This is a genomic window from Halarcobacter sp. (genome assembly GCF_963675975.1).
In the GTDB taxonomy this organism is placed as follows: Bacteria; Campylobacterota; Campylobacteria; order Campylobacterales; family Arcobacteraceae; genus Halarcobacter.
Genome location: NZ_OY780939.1, coordinates 2,401,056 through 2,415,653, shown reverse-complemented (window position 1 = coordinate 2,415,653; position 14,598 = coordinate 2,401,056). Strand labels below are relative to the sequence as shown.

Annotated in this window: 19 protein-coding genes; 13 read left to right on the top strand and 6 right to left on the bottom strand. The window is 27.8% G+C overall.

What is annotated here, in order from left to right:
- The 7 genes from ACKU3H_RS11850 to ACKU3H_RS11820 all read left to right on the top strand — a co-directional run bounded on the left by ACKU3H_RS11850 (nucleotide 1) and on the right by ACKU3H_RS11820 (nucleotide 6,087).
- Nucleotides 1–1,251 carry an FAD-dependent oxidoreductase gene (locus ACKU3H_RS11850; protein WP_320034071.1) on the top strand — a complete coding sequence of 417 codons (1,251 nt, stop codon included), beginning with the start codon at nucleotides 1–3 and terminating at the stop codon, nucleotides 1,249–1,251.
- Between the two features lie 87 nt (nucleotides 1,252–1,338).
- The gene (locus tag ACKU3H_RS11845; protein ID WP_320034070.1) at nucleotides 1,339–2,157 is read left to right on the top strand and encodes a transporter substrate-binding domain-containing protein; all 819 of its coding nucleotides are present in this window, start codon (nucleotides 1,339–1,341) and stop codon (nucleotides 2,155–2,157) included.
- 49 nt (nucleotides 2,158–2,206) lie between these two features.
- On the top strand, nucleotides 2,207–2,881 hold the full coding sequence (locus ACKU3H_RS11840; RefSeq protein ID WP_320034069.1) for an amino acid ABC transporter permease: 675 nt from the start codon (nucleotides 2,207–2,209) through the stop codon (nucleotides 2,879–2,881).
- Nucleotides 2,881–3,603 (top strand): amino acid ABC transporter permease, encoded by a 723-nt coding sequence (locus tag ACKU3H_RS11835; RefSeq protein WP_320034068.1) that lies wholly within the window; start codon nucleotides 2,881–2,883, stop codon nucleotides 3,601–3,603. Before ACKU3H_RS11840 ends, ACKU3H_RS11835 begins: the two co-directional genes overlap by 1 nt.
- Nucleotides 3,600–4,325, top strand: coding sequence for an amino acid ABC transporter ATP-binding protein (locus ACKU3H_RS11830; RefSeq protein ID WP_320034067.1), 726 nt, complete (start codon nucleotides 3,600–3,602; stop codon nucleotides 4,323–4,325). The genes ACKU3H_RS11835 and ACKU3H_RS11830 overlap by 4 nt, the downstream gene beginning before the upstream one ends.
- Nucleotides 4,326–4,361: 36 nt before the next feature.
- Nucleotides 4,362–5,246 carry a DMT family transporter gene (locus ACKU3H_RS11825; RefSeq protein ID WP_320034066.1) on the top strand — a complete coding sequence of 295 codons (885 nt, stop codon included), beginning with the start codon at nucleotides 4,362–4,364 and terminating at the stop codon, nucleotides 5,244–5,246.
- A 202-nt stretch (nucleotides 5,247–5,448) separates the two neighbouring features.
- The gene (locus tag ACKU3H_RS11820; RefSeq protein WP_320034065.1) at nucleotides 5,449–6,087 is read left to right on the top strand and encodes a GntR family transcriptional regulator; all 639 of its coding nucleotides are present in this window, start codon (nucleotides 5,449–5,451) and stop codon (nucleotides 6,085–6,087) included.
- 2 nt (nucleotides 6,088–6,089) lie between these two features.
- On the opposite strand, the gene ACKU3H_RS11815 is transcribed toward ACKU3H_RS11820, so the two are convergent.
- Nucleotides 6,090–6,278, bottom strand: coding sequence for a hypothetical protein (locus ACKU3H_RS11815; RefSeq protein ID WP_320034064.1), 189 nt, complete (start codon nucleotides 6,276–6,278; stop codon nucleotides 6,090–6,092).
- 188 nt (nucleotides 6,279–6,466) lie between these two features.
- Here ACKU3H_RS11815 and ACKU3H_RS11810 point away from each other — a divergent pair, with 188 nt between their 5' ends.
- The 3 genes from ACKU3H_RS11810 to ACKU3H_RS11800 all read left to right on the top strand — a co-directional run bounded on the left by ACKU3H_RS11810 (nucleotide 6,467) and on the right by ACKU3H_RS11800 (nucleotide 8,300).
- Nucleotides 6,467–7,225, top strand: coding sequence for an ATP-binding protein (locus ACKU3H_RS11810; RefSeq protein WP_320034063.1), 759 nt, complete (start codon nucleotides 6,467–6,469; stop codon nucleotides 7,223–7,225).
- A 1-nt stretch (nucleotide 7,226) separates the two neighbouring features.
- A complete protein-coding gene (locus ACKU3H_RS11805; RefSeq protein ID WP_320034062.1) occupies nucleotides 7,227–7,730 on the top strand; it encodes a DUF523 domain-containing protein in 504 nt (167 codons plus the stop codon).
- 93 nt (nucleotides 7,731–7,823) lie between these two features.
- Entirely contained in the window at nucleotides 7,824–8,300 is a 477-nt protein-coding gene (locus tag ACKU3H_RS11800) for an acyloxyacyl hydrolase (protein ID WP_320034061.1), read from the top strand.
- Nucleotides 8,301–8,310: 10 nt separating this feature from the next.
- On the opposite strand, the gene trxC is transcribed toward ACKU3H_RS11800, so the two are convergent.
- The 4 genes from trxC to ACKU3H_RS11780 are packed head-to-tail and all read right to left on the bottom strand — an operon-like array spanning nucleotide 8,311 to nucleotide 11,064.
- On the bottom strand, nucleotides 8,311–8,742 hold the full coding sequence (gene trxC, locus ACKU3H_RS11795) for a thioredoxin TrxC (protein WP_320034060.1): 432 nt from the start codon (nucleotides 8,740–8,742) through the stop codon (nucleotides 8,311–8,313).
- A 1-nt stretch (nucleotide 8,743) separates the two neighbouring features.
- Nucleotides 8,744–8,983, bottom strand: coding sequence for a hypothetical protein (locus ACKU3H_RS11790; RefSeq protein ID WP_320034059.1), 240 nt, complete (start codon nucleotides 8,981–8,983; stop codon nucleotides 8,744–8,746).
- A complete protein-coding gene (locus ACKU3H_RS11785) occupies nucleotides 8,973–9,464 on the bottom strand; it encodes a putative metalloprotease CJM1_0395 family protein (RefSeq protein ID WP_320034058.1) in 492 nt (163 codons plus the stop codon). The genes ACKU3H_RS11790 and ACKU3H_RS11785 overlap by 11 nt, the downstream gene beginning before the upstream one ends.
- A gap of 55 nt (nucleotides 9,465–9,519) precedes the next feature.
- Entirely contained in the window at nucleotides 9,520–11,064 is a 1,545-nt protein-coding gene (locus ACKU3H_RS11780) for a SulP family inorganic anion transporter (protein ID WP_320034057.1), read from the bottom strand.
- A 106-nt stretch (nucleotides 11,065–11,170) separates the two neighbouring features.
- On the opposite strand from ACKU3H_RS11780, the gene ACKU3H_RS11775 reads away from it, so the two are divergent.
- The 3 genes from ACKU3H_RS11775 to ACKU3H_RS11765 are packed head-to-tail and all read left to right on the top strand — an operon-like array spanning nucleotide 11,171 to nucleotide 13,765.
- Nucleotides 11,171–12,286, top strand: coding sequence for a GGDEF domain-containing protein (locus ACKU3H_RS11775; protein ID WP_320034056.1), 1,116 nt, complete (start codon nucleotides 11,171–11,173; stop codon nucleotides 12,284–12,286).
- The gene (locus ACKU3H_RS11770; RefSeq protein WP_320034055.1) at nucleotides 12,287–12,841 is read left to right on the top strand and encodes a CDP-alcohol phosphatidyltransferase family protein; all 555 of its coding nucleotides are present in this window, start codon (nucleotides 12,287–12,289) and stop codon (nucleotides 12,839–12,841) included.
- Nucleotides 12,842–12,844: 3 nt separating this feature from the next.
- On the top strand, nucleotides 12,845–13,765 hold the full coding sequence (locus ACKU3H_RS11765; RefSeq protein WP_320034054.1) for an exopolyphosphatase: 921 nt from the start codon (nucleotides 12,845–12,847) through the stop codon (nucleotides 13,763–13,765).
- Here the strand turns inward: ACKU3H_RS11765 and ACKU3H_RS11760 are convergent.
- Complete coding sequence (locus tag ACKU3H_RS11760) at nucleotides 13,754–14,545, bottom strand: flagellin (RefSeq protein WP_320034053.1); 792 nt, start codon at nucleotides 14,543–14,545, stop codon at nucleotides 13,754–13,756. The genes ACKU3H_RS11765 and ACKU3H_RS11760 overlap by 12 nt on opposite strands.
- Nucleotides 14,546–14,598: the final 53 nt, after the last annotated feature.

Genomic DNA, 14,598 nt, shown 5'->3' with positions numbered 1-14,598 from the left:
ATGAAAGAAATAGCAATAGTTGGAGGGGGAATAAGTGGACTATTTTCTGCTTATTTTCTACATAAAAGCGGACATAAGGTTACAGTTTTAGAATCAAATAAAATTGGAGTTGAATGCTCATATGGAAATGCAGGTTTAATAGTACCAAGCCACTTTGAAGCATTAGCAAATCCTGGGGTATTAAAAAAAGGTTTAAAATGGATGTTAAACCCTAACTCTCCATTTTTTCTAAAACCTAGATTTGATTTAGATTTAGTTAAATGGATTTTTAGATTTAACTCTTTTTGTACAAAAAAGCATGTTGAAAATAATAAATATTTTTTAAGAGATATTAGTCTTTATAGTACAGCTTTATATAAAGAGCTTCTTGGAAATGAAGATTTTGACTTTGATTATAAAAACACAGGTCTTTTAATGATGTGTAAAGAGGAAAAAACTCTTTTAGAAGAGGAACATCTTATAAAAGAAGCAAATGAACTGGGGCTAAAAGGAAAGATATTAAATAAAGAGGATATCAAAAAGTTAGAACCAAATGCATCTTTTGATGTTTTAGGTGCAGCATATTATGAAGATGACGGAAGAGTTCAACCTTATGATTTAATTATTGCTATTAAAAACTATTTAGAAAGTGAAGGGGTTGTATTTAAAGAGGATTGCAAAATCGAAGATATAAACCTTTCAGGTTCAAAAATAGATTCTTTAGTTGATGATGCAGGTACTAAGTATGTTGCTGATGAGTATATCTTTGCAACAGGAGTTTTTACTGCAAATATAGCTAAAAAATTTAAATTGAATATTCCTATGCAAGGTGGAAAAGGCTTCTCTTTTATAGTTAAGAAAAATGATGCTTTAAATTTTTCTACACCTATGATTTTAGCTGAAGAGAAAGTTGCAATTACACCATATGATTCTTATGTAAGATTTGCTGGTACTATGATGATTTGTGGTGAGGACAAAACTATTGTTGATAGAAGAGTTAACAATATTAGAAACGCTTCAAATAATTATATAAACAATTCAAATATACAAAAAAGTGATATGGAAGATTTATGGGCAGGTTTAAGACCTTGTTCTCCTGATGGTATTCCTTATATTGGTAGAAGTAAAGAGTTTTCAAACTTAATTATAGCTACAGGACATGCAATGATTGGAATATCTTTAGGACCATCAACAGGAAAAATTGTAACATCATTGGTAAATGAAGAAAAACCAGAAATAGATATTGAGAAAATGAATCTTTATAGATTTTGATTAAGGAGGGTACTGTAATAAAAAGTATAGTACATGTATGCAAAAAGAAGAAAGCTTTAAAATCAAAATAAAAAAAGGAAGATTATTATGAAATTAGTTAAAAAATTGGCTCTTGTAGCTACTTCAGTTTTAGCACTTGGGGCAAGTGCAAATGCAGATTTATTAGATAAGGTACTTGAAAAAGGTAAATTAAGATGTGGTGTTGTTTTAGATTTCCCACCAATGGGTTATAGAGATGCAAAAAACAAACCAGCTGGATTTGATGTTGATTATTGTAGTGATTTAGCAAATGCTTTAGGTGTTAAATTAGAATTAAAATCTATGTCATTTGCACAAAGAGTTCCAGCTATTACTTCAGGAAAAGTTGATGTTGTTATTGGTTCAACTTCTGATACTTTAGAAAGAGCTCAATCAGTTGGTTTTACAATACCATATTTTGTATTTAAACAACAAGCAATGATAAAAAAAGGTTCTGGAATCAAAACTTTTGAAGATATAAAAGGTAAAAAAGTAAGTGCAGCTTTAAGTACAGTTTCTGAAACAGAATTTTTGAAAAATGCAGAAAAACTTGGATTTGATAAAGCAAACTACTTTTCATCTAAATCAGAAAACGATGCACACTTAGCTTTATTACAAGGTAAAGCTGATGTAATTATCTCTAGTGATACAACAATTACTGAATTATTAAAATTAGAAAAATTTAAAGATTATGAAGCAGGACCATTTATCCCTAACTATAACGATTATGTATCAATTATTACAAAAAGAGACGAGTATGGATTTATTAACTATTTAAATCTTTTTGTACACCAACAAGTAAGAACAGGAAGATATGAAGAGTTAAATAAACAATATTTTGGTACTTCGCCACTTAGAGACTTAACTGTCAATGGAATTTACTATTAATTATTCGGAAGCTTTGCTTCTGAATAATACATCAATGTAAGGATTGATAATGTTTGATTTTGAATATAGTTTTCATTGGATTACAGTTTGGAATGTTTTTCCAGAAATGTTGAGTGCAGCTCTTGTAACACTTCAAGTAGCAATTATTTCTATGATTTTAGGTCTAGTTATAGGGATATTTTTATCTTTAGGGAAAGATTCTGATAATGAGTTTTTAAGAACACCCAGTGTTTTATGGATTGAATTAGCTAGAAATACTCCAGCACTTTTTCAAATATATATGGCCTATTTTGGATTAGGTAGTTTTGGTATTCATTTAAGTCCTTATGTTGCTGTATTAGCTGCTTTAACATTTAATAATGCGGGATATTTAGCTGAAACATTAAGAGGTGGTTTTGCTTCTATTGCAACAACTCAAATGTCAGCTTCAAGGTCTTTAGGTATGACTAAGTTTCAAGCATATAGATACATAATTGTACCTCAGGTTTTAAGAAAGGTTTATCATCCAATTACAAACCAAATGATTTGGGCATTGTTAATGACATCTTTGGGAACACTTGTAGGAATGTTGGAACTTACAGGTAAAACAGACCAATTGCAGTCTTTATCTTTTAGAACTTTTGAGTTTTATTTAGTAACTGCTGGAATGTATTTTGTTATGGCAAAAATTATTCTTCTTGGTTCACGATTAGTTGGATATAAGTTATTTAAAGGGGATATATAATGAGTAATCAACAAATAAAAAAGCTTATTTATTCATTGGTTGGATTATATTTAGCCTATGAATTTATTGATGCAGTTAGATTATCTACTATTACTGTATATGATTTGAGTTTTATTTTAGATGGTTTAATTAGAACAATTATGATTTCAGTAGTTTCAATTACTATAGGGACTTTTTTTGGTCTTGTTTTTGGTTTTATAAAAAGTAATTCAAATATGTATGTAAATTTTATATTAGATGGGTTTTTAGATATTTTAAAATCTGTTCCATTAATTATTCAATTTATTTTATTTTATTCATTAATGGGTGTTTTAGAGATTGACATCTCAGTGTTCTGGGTAGGAGCAATTGTTTTATCTGCTTATACTTCAGGTTTTGTTACTGAAGTTGCTAGAGCAGGAATTGATTCTGTTCCAAGTACAACAAGAAGAGCTGCTAGGTCTTTAGGAATGACTTTTTGGCAAGATTATATTTATATAGTTTTCCCTTTAGGTTTAAGAACAGTATTTCCTGCTTGGATTAATATTGTTTTATCTGTTATTAAAGATTCAGCATTAGTTTCAGTCATAGGATATATGGAGTTGTTAAGATCAACTCAAGAGATGATTTCAAAAACACAAGAAGCATTATTGTTATTGATTGGTGTTGGAATATTTTATTTTATTATCTCATATCCAATTTCATTATATGCAGCAAATTTAGAAAGGAAGTTAAAAGTATGATAGAATTAAAAGGTGTACATAAATCATTTGGTGATTTAGAAGTTTTAAAAGGGATTGATTTAAATGTACAAAAAGGTGAAGTACTTTCTGTAATTGGTGGTTCAGGTTCAGGTAAATCCACTATGCTTTATTGTATAAATGCAATTGAAAATATCCAAGGTGGTGAGATTTTAGTTGATGGAATATCTGTTCATGATAAAAAAACAGATAAAAATAAACTAAGACAAAAAATTGGTATGGTTTTTCAACAATGGAACTCTTTCCCCCATTTAACTGTTCTTGAAAATGTAATGTTAGCTCCTATGAAAGTTTTAGGAATGTCTTATGAAGAAGCACATTATGTTGCAAAAGATCAACTTGAAAGAGTAGGGCTTAGAACAAAACTAGATGAATATCCAACAAGAATGTCTGGTGGGCAACAACAAAGACTTGCAATAGCAAGAGCACTTGCAATGAAAGCTGAATATATGTTGTTTGATGAGATTACATCAGCTCTTGACCCTGAATTAGTTGGAGAGGTTTTAGATACTCTTAGGCTTTTAAGAGATGAAGGTATGACTATGATATGTGTAACTCACGAAATTGCATTTGCAAGAGAAGTATCAGATAGAATAGCATTTTTCCACAAAGGATTAATAGAGGAGATAGGAACACCAGAGCAGGTGATTGGAAATCCTCAAAAAGAGAGAACTCAACAGTTCTTATCAAAAGTATTACACTAAATTTTATAAAAAGAGGTTAGTGTATAAAGGTTTATAATGAATAAAAAACTATATGTTTTATCACTAATTCTTTTTGTAATTTTACTTTGGGCAGGAAATTTTATATTTATAGCTATTTTATTAAAAGAGATTGAGCCTTTTACAGCTTTGACTCTAAGATTCATAGTTATTTCAATTTTACTTTTTCCTTTTATGATGAAATTACCAAATTTTAAAGATTTTATTTACTTAGTTATTGCAACGTTATTTATTGTACCAGGGCATTTTGTTTTATTTTTTTTATCTATTCAAAGTACTAAAAGTTTAGGGGGTATATCCTTGCTTATACAACTTTCTATACCTTTTTCAATACTTTTATCTTGGATTATATTTAAAGATACTCCATCAAAACTTCGTATTTTAGGTTTGCTAATAGCCTTTGTAGGAATTGTCTTTTTATTGTATGACCCAAATTTATTGGAAAGTAGAAAGTCCTTTATACTAGCTATTTTTTCAGCATTGTTTTTAGGTCTTTATTTTATTTTTGTTAAGAAAATAAAAAAGGTAAAAAGTATAGCAATAATCGCATGGACATCATTTTTAGGTATTCCTATGATGTATCTATTTATGTTGTATGATAATCAAAGTTTTAGTATTCTAAGTAATATCCAAAACCACATAACATATTATTCTTTCTTTTATGTTGTTATTGCAGGAAGTATTTTAGGTCATGGAATTTGGGCTTATTTATTAAAAATTGAAGATATAAGTTTTATTTCTCCTTTTTTATTATTAGTTCCACTTTTAACATCTATATTAAGTATATTTGTTTTTAATGAACAATTAACTTTTAGATTTATTATTATTGGAACTATTATTATCATTGGTATTTTTTTAGTATTTATCTCAAAACAGAAAGAAAAAAGAAAAATTAATGAATAGTAATGATTTTATGAGCCTTAGTTTTGATAAGGATAATTATGATAAAATTATTAATTATATAAACATAAAATTTGATGTAAAAATTATAGAAAAAGAAAAAATCGATTTTAAGTGCAGTAATAGTTATATTTACTGGAATAGCCTATATAGAGGAAATATAGATTCTTAATAGATTAAATTTTATTAAGATAAAGGAATAATAATGCCAGAAAATAATTTATCATCAAAAGCTTATAAAATTTTAGAAGAGCTACTTGTGACACTCAAACTTGAACCAGGAAAAACATATTCAGAAAAAGAGCTTATGGCATTATCTGATATTAGTAGAACTCCACTAAGGGAAGCATTATTAAAATTAGCCAATGAATCTTTGATTACAATTATTCCAAGACGTGGAGTACAAATCTCAGATATCAATATGACAAATCAATTGGCAATATTAGAAACAAGAAAAGTATTAGATAGACTTTTAATAACAAGAGCAACAAAATATGCAACAACTTTTGAAAAAAATAAAATATTAGAGTTTAAAAAGCATATGCAAATAGCTGTAGATGAAAAAGATGTAGATGAATATTTAAGAGTAGATAAACTCTTAGATCAAGCTATTTTTGAATCAGCAAAAAACTCTTATGCAGCAAATGCTACAGCACCTTTACATATTAGAAGCAGAAGATTTTGGTACTATTTTAAAGGGGTTGATGACTTAGAAGATTCTGCTAAAATTCATATGAACTTAATAGATGCAATTTTAGAATCAAATGAAGAAAAAGCTTGTGAAACATCAGATTTGATTATTAATAAGTTAGTAGATATTGTAAAAAACCAAATAGGTATTTAAACTTATTTATTATATTTCATAATAAGAATTTGCTCATATAGCATATACCCATAACCTTTTGGAAGTTCTGGGTGTTCTCTCTCTACAAGTGCGATGATCTCTTTGATTTGGTCTTCTGGCATATTTTTAACTATTGGTAAAATAGTTCTTTCAATTGTTTTTTTAAATTCTTTGATCTCTTCTTGTGTCATATATAATTCTTTTTTTAAATTTAGTGAATTGCAATTATATAGAATTTATCTAAAAAGCTAGTTAATTTAATAAAAAAATTATTTTAAAATTTAATTATTTTCTTTTTTAATGAAAAAATTGTTTAATGAAAATATGTAAAAAATATGATATAATCGCGAAAATATATACAAAAATAGGAAAAATAGTTTTGGTAGAATTAAGTAAAAAAATATCTAAATTAGTTGGTAAAACAAATGCTGAATATGAATTAATAAAAGAGGGGGATAGAGTTTTAGTAGGATTTTCTGGTGGTAAAGATTCTACAACTCTAATCCATGCTCTAAATCACTTAAAAAGAGTTGCTCCATTTAATTTTGAATTTAAAGCTGTAACAGTAACTTATGGGATGGGTGAGCAAGTTGAATTTCTTGCAAAACATTGTGAAGAACATGGAATTGAACATGAGATAGTAGATACTGAAATATTTGAATTAGCAGGAGAAAAGATTAGAAAAAATTCATCTTTTTGTTCTTTCTTTTCAAGAATGAGAAGAGGGTACCTTTATTCAACAGCACAAGAGCAAGGTTACAACAAACTAGCATTAGGTCATCATTTAGATGATGCAATGGAGTCTTTTTTCATGAATTTTCTTTACAATGGAGCACTAAGATCAATGCCTCCAATATATAAAGCTGAAAATGGCTTAGAAGTAATTAGACCATTGATTTTCTGCAGAGAGAGACAACTACGAGCTTTTGCCCAAACTAACGAGATTTCAGTTATTGGTGATGAAGCATGTCCTGCAATGAGATTTGATATTAAAATGCCATATGCAAGAGAAAAAACAAAAGAGTTATTAGCTAAAATGGAAGAAGATAATCCTCAAATGTTTATTTCAATGAAAGCGGCATTTAATAATGTTCAAACATCTACTTTTTTTACAAAAGAATTTTTAGATAGAGATTAGTATGAAAATATTAATCTCTTCTTGTCTTCTTGGTGAAGATGTAAGGTATGATGGAGGAAACTCATCAATAGCATACACTAATTCTTTTACTTTTTCAGAAAAAGAAAAGTTTATGGATATACTTTGTGAAAATGAAATATACTCTTTTTGCCCTGAGGTTTCAGGGGGACTTCCAACGCCTAGACCTCCTGCTGAAATAATTTCTACAAAAAAACCATTCATAGTAAAAAATGAAAATAATGATGATGTAACAATTAATTTTCTTATGGGTGCTAAAAATACTTTAGATTTATGTTTAAGTGAGAATATTAAAGTTGCTTTATTGAAATCTAATTCACCATCGTGTGGAAATGAAAAAATATATGATGGTACATTCTCTAGTAATCTGGTAGAAGGTCAAGGTTTAACTGCAAAATTATTATTAGAAAACGATATTTTAGTATTTAATGAATCACAAATAAATGAACTTTATAAATTTTTAACTAAAAGTAACAAAGGCAAATAAAAAATACAATTATTTGTATATATAATATAACTTTTACTAACTATTAATTGATTTTTGGATAATATATTTTATTATACACATATGGAGAATTGGATGAAGAAGATACTTCTTATTTTAGTTATGCTAACTAGTTATGCATGTTCTTTTGATAGAGTGTCACTAGAATATGGATATAAAGATAGTACAGATATTTATGGTTTATCTTTGGTAAAAGATTTTGATTATAAGCTTTTTGATATCGCAGATCTGAGCTTAGAAGTTACAACAGAATATGTTGATGGTAAACTTGACGATTTAGCTATTATTAGTACACAGCCATTAGCAAAAATTGATATTACTGACAATTTTTATTTTGAAGCTGGATTAGGTGTTGCGTATTTTAGTAAAGAACATTTGGATCATAAACAATTTGGTATGAATTTTCAGTTTAAAGAAAGCGTAGGTTTTGGATATAAATTTAATGACAGTTTTGATGCAACATTAAAATATAATCATTACTCAAATGCAAATCTTGATGATGATAATTCAGGTTTAGATTTTATTGGACTAAAAGTAGCTTATAGATTTTAAAAGCTACTTTTTATAAATTTGAATTAACTAATTCAGATAGTTTTAGTGGGTCAAGTGCCCCACTAACTCTTTTTACCTCTTTACTTTCTTTATAAACTATTAATGTAGGTATTGAACGAATACCATATTTAGCCCCTAATTCTTGTTGCTCTTCTGTATTTACTTTTACAAATAATGCTTTTAGAGGGTATTTTTGTGATACTTCATTAAATATTGGTGCCATCATTTTACAAGGACCACACCAAGGTGCCCAAAAATCAACAATAACTGGTATATCTGAATTTACGATAACATGATCAAAAGATGAATTATCAAGTTCAATAGGTGTTGTATCTAACAAAGAATTTTTACAGCTACCACAATTTGCAACTTTATAAGTATCTTTTTTAGGGATAGAGTTTATTTTTAAGCAATGTGGACATACTACATTTATTTTTGACATTTTATGCCTTTATATCTAATACTGTATCCATTACTGCTTGCTGAGTTATAATCCCTTGAGCATTAGCACTATATGCAATTGTTGCAGGAGTTTGTTGTACAAGTGAATCTATTATATCACCTGCAGCTTGTTGAAATTCTGGATCTGCTACTGCATTTGCTACTTGTGCAACATTTTGAGCCATTTGGTTTACTTCCATTTGTATAGAAAGCATACTTGATAAGTTATTATTAACTGTCATTTTCAACTCCTTGTTCTTGACTTTGTAAAAGAAGTCTATTTAGGTTTGCTGTTCTTGCTATTTGAGCATCAGCACTACTTAACTCACTTGGACCACTTGCAGCATCTTGAAGCTGTTGTAATTTTAAATTTGCACTAGCTTCATCATCAGGTATAGAGGTATCAAATCTAACTGAACCTCCTGTAGCATAAAGTTTTCCATCCGGACCCACTTGATAATTATAATTAATTGGGGTAGTAGTTGCAGCCCTTGAGGCATGCAACTGTTCATGAGCTTTTGTTTCAGAATCTAAGTTTTTAAATTTTTCAATAACTCTTTCATAGTCTTTTTCATCATATTTAGATGAAGAAGCTGTTTTATCATAAGAATCTTGAGTTGATTTTTCAAGCTCTTTTTTATCAACACTTGCTAATTCTGCTCTTTTTTGAGCAAGTTGCATATATATTGATGATGCTGATTGAGTTGTATTTAAAGCTTCCATTCTTTTAACCTTTTGATAATTCTATCATCTTTTAAAGCAAAAGTAAAGAAAAGTATTAATAGTCAATAGCTACTTTATATCGAGGGTCATCCTCTTCATATGTACAAAATGGACCTGCATCCTTAAGTATTTTTTTACAATCTTCACTTAAGTATCTAATAACCAATTTCTTACCTGCATCTGCATATTTTTTTGTTATTGTATCAATAGCTTCTACCCCTGAAATATCCATAACTCTTGCATCTCTAAAGTCTAATACTATATTTTCTGGGTCATGTTTTATATCAAACAGTTCAAAAAATGATGTGGTTGAACCAAAAAATAGGGGTCCATCAAATTGATAAACTTTTGTGTTTTCATTTTCTCTTTTTGTTCTAGCTCTAACTTTTGAGTGTTTCCACGCAAATACTAAAGCGGATATAATAATACCTGTAATAACTGCAATAGCTAAGTCTGCAAAAATAGTAATAACTGTAACTGCAACTAATACAAATTTATCAGAGTTTGGCATATATCTTATTCTGTTTCCACTTTCCCATTCAAAAGTACCAATTGAAACCATAAACATAATACCAACTAAAACAGCTACAGGAATAAGTGCAATATATGAAGATAAAGATACAACAAATGAGATTAATAAAACTGCTGCTGTAACACCAGACAATCTTCCCCAACCACCATTTGAGAAGTTAATTATAGATTGACCAATCATAGCACATCCAGCCATACCACCAAAGAAACCACAAACGATATTTCCTGTTCCTTGTGCTATACACTCTTGGTTTCCACTACCTCTTTTACCACCCATTTCATCTAAAACTGATAGGGTTAATAAAGATTCAATAAGTCCAACAAGTGAAACTAATACTGCATATGGTAATACTATTAAAATTGATTCTAAATTTAAGTGTAGTGTTGGAATTGCAAAACTTGGAAGACTTCCTGAAATATCAGCTAAATCACCAACTCTTTTTGTATCTAAATCAAATCCTATTACTACAGATGAAATTACTACAATAGCAACTAATCCAGATGGAATTGCAGTTGATATTTTAGGGAAAAATTTAACTATAATCATAGTTGCTAATACTAAAACATACATAACCCAATTTTCCCCTTTAAAAAGTGGAAATTGAGCCATAGCAATAACTATTGCAAGACCATTTACAAATCCATACATTGCTGGTTGTGGTACAAGTCTGATTAGTTTTCCTAGTCTAAATGCACCAATAGTGATTTGAATAATACCTGCAAGAATTGTGGCTAATAAAATATATTGTAATATATAATTTGCAAGTTCACCATTTTGTGTTAGTTGTGCTAACATTTCAGGACTTAAAGACTCTTTTACATCTACTCCTAGTCCAACTAAAACAACAGCAATTGCTCCTGTTGCACCACTAATCATTCCTGCTTTACCACCAATTAAAGCAGTTATTAAACCTAAAATAAATGCTGTATATAATCCAACAAGTGGTGAAACTCCTGCAATAATAGAAAAAGCAATAGCTTCAGGCACAAGTGCAACTGCTACAACTATTCCTGAAAGTACATCACTTTTTATGGATTTTCCAATAAATGTATTTTTAATATTTAACAAACCTAATCCTTATATTATAAAGTCGCGATTATATCTAAAATAAAATTTATCATAGGTTAAGCTATTCATAATAAAATTTATTAGTTTTTTAGCTATAATGACATCCATGAAAAAAGAGTTCTACAAAAGTTTAAGTTTTAAATTAGGTGTATTAACTGTTATAATCCTTTTATCTTTATTTACATCAGCTTTTATGTTTAATTCCCAAATTGATAAACTAAAAAAAAGAATTGATTATATATATTTTGGTAATTATATTCCAGTTTTAAAGCTACATACCTTAGATGATTTATTTAGTGATTTAATTGTTTGTATGAAAACCCATAAAAAATGTAATAGAACCCCTTATTTCAAAAATATTAAAAAAGAATGGGATTATTATAATAATTCATATAAAGCAGATGAAGAAAGAAAAGTAGTAGATAAAATTAATAAAGATATTTTAAGTTCACTAACTTTTAAAACTAAGCTTTCCACATATAATTTAATGATAGAAAAAATCAATTTTTTAAAAGAGCATGAAAAAAAAGTAGCATACAAAAAAAGAAGAGAGTTTTTAGAAGAATACACATCTATGAAAGACTATCTTTTCTATAATATGATTATTCTTGTATTTATATCTTTTTTATTTATTGCTTTTATTATCTACTCAATTATAAAAAAAGATAATCAACTTAAAATTCTTACAAAAAAATATAAATTAGAATCAATAACAGATGGTATGACAAAACTATACAATAGAAAGTATTTTGATAAAATATTTGATAATATGCCATTTATTTCCAATGCAAACAATTGGAAAAGTGCTTTTGTGATTTTGGATATTGACTTTTTTAAACAATACAATGATACTTATGGCCATGATATGGGAGACTTGACTCTAAAAAGTGTTGCTAGTACACTTAAAAACTATTTTAATAGAGAGTATGAATATGTTTTTAGGTTAGGTGGAGAAGAGTTTGGTGTAATACTATTTGATATTGATGAAGATATTTTAAAAGATTGCTTGGCAGATGTAAATAAAAATATAGAATCATTAAATATTGAGCATAAAAATAGTAAAATCTCAAATGTAGTTACTATCTCTATTGGAGCAGTAATATATGAAGCAAATTCTTACATCTCATGTAATAAGCTGTATAAAATGGCAGATGAGTCTCTTTACAGATCAAAAGAGAATGGAAGAAATCAATATAGAATTTATAATGAAGAGGTAAAATAGATGTTTTTATTTAATAAAAGTAGTCACTTTAATTTAGCTAATTTGGCTACATTTTTTAATATTGCTGCTGGGATGATGGCAATATATTATTTAACACATGATAATTTTTTAGCAAGTGCATTATTTGCATGGCTAGCGGGTGGATTTGATATCGTTGATGGAAAAATAGCTAGAAAATATAATTTATCGACTGAATTTGGTATTCAGTTAGATTCTTTTGCAGACTTTTTATCATTTGTTATTGTTCCAAGTATGTTTATATTTTTTGCGGTAATTGATGGGAAAGAGTTAATGCTTTTTACACCTTTAGTTGCATTCGCATTTATTTATTATGTAATTTCTGGATTAAGAAGATTAATTCAGTTTAATATAAATGCCCAAGAGGGTTCAGTTGAAAAATATTTTACAGGTGTTCCAACTCCGCTTGGAGCTATTCTTCTATGGGTTGTTTATCTTATTTGGCTTACTGGTATTATAAATGAAAACATTGTTTTAATATCTATGATTGTAATAGGGTATTTATTAAATTCAAAATTAAAAATAAAGCATCCATAATTAATGGATAAAATAACTACTATAGATTTAGGCTCTAACTCTTTTAGAGTTTTAATTTATGATTGTAAAAATCATAAAATAATTGATGAATACAATGAAGTTGTAGGTATGGCAGATGGACTTAATACAAGTGGCCTTATCTCTAAAGAAGCTCAAGAAAGAGTTATAAAAGCTTTAAGAAAATCAATAGAAAAATTAAAATACTCACCAAAAGATGCTATTTGTGTTACAACTGCAGCAATGCGAATGGCAAAAAATAATAAAGAAGTTTTATCATATTTTAAAAAAGAGATTGGTGTTGAGTTTAAAATAATAGATGGAGAAGAGGAAGCTAGATTAACACTTTTAGCTGTTAAATATGCTTTAAAAAGAGAAAAAATAAGTTCATCTAATTTTGTATTACTGGATATTGGTGGTGGTTCAACTGAGATTATTGTAAACAAAGATGATAGTTTTTATTCTAAAAGTTTTAATTTTGGAATTGTAACTTTAACTCAAAAATATCTTTCTAAAATTGATTTATTAAAACAATTAGATGAATATAAGATAGAAATAAATAATTTTCTTGCTTCATTAAATTTTGATTTAAATACTTATACTTTTGTAGCAACAGCTGGAACTCCAACAACTATTGCTGCTGTTAAATTAGGACAAGATTTTTTTCATTATGATAAAGATAAGGTAAATGGAACAATTGTAAATTTAGATGATTTAAAAGATTGTTTAAAAATCTTTGAAAATAGTGATGAAGATACTATAACAAAACTTGTTGGTAAAGGTAGAGTTGAATTTATTGAAGTTGGAATATATATTTATAGAGCTATTTTTGAGGTTTTACAAAAAAATGAATCTATTGTGTTAGATGATGGATTAAGAGAAGGTGTAGCTGTAAACTATTGTTTACAAAATAGTTTAAGACAATAAATTAACACTTTGATCTTGTACTATATTTGCTTGAGAAGTTACCAAATATCCAGAGTTGGCTTTAACTTTATCTTTTGAAAAATCATTAACTTCTTCTGTAAAATCTATACTTTTTTTTCTTTTATTTTGATTTGTTAAATCTATTTGATCTTGAATAGATTTTTTAGCACTTTGGACTAAGTTATTGTGTAACTCATCAAATTGAGCTTCTATATTTTTTAACTCTTTTATAGATTTTTCTACAGAAATTATTACTCCATCAAGACTTGTTTGATTATTTAAATCACTTTTATTTATACTTTGAGTTACCAAAGATGCGATAATTGGGGTATTTGGTTTTTCAATTGAAAAGTAAGATTCTTTGGTGAAAATTTCTATTCTTAAGTTTTCATCAAAATCATCAACTGCAATTAGTTTTTCTCTTTTGTATTTTGTTTCAAAAGCAATATCTTTAAAGTTTTGAAGTTCTTCCAAAATAGCTTTTTTTATATTATTTTTGTCATTATATTCATTATTTAGTGATAAAGAAATTTCAATATCTTTTAAAGAGTTTTGTTCTTTTTCTAAACCTCTTTTTGCGATTTTTGTAATTGCTATTCCTTCATTAAAAGCTTGTAAAGAAGAGGATAATTCATCTCTTTTTCTATTATAATCTTTTATATAAAGTGAAAAAGAATCCTCATTTTCATTGTAAACAGCGGATGTATCTGCTTTTTTATTAATCTTTTGAGGTGTATTGTTTAATGAAACCAGACTGTTTTCTATACTATTTACATCCATACTATTCCTTTTGAAATTCTATACATTCTACAAAACAAATCATTAATTTAAAA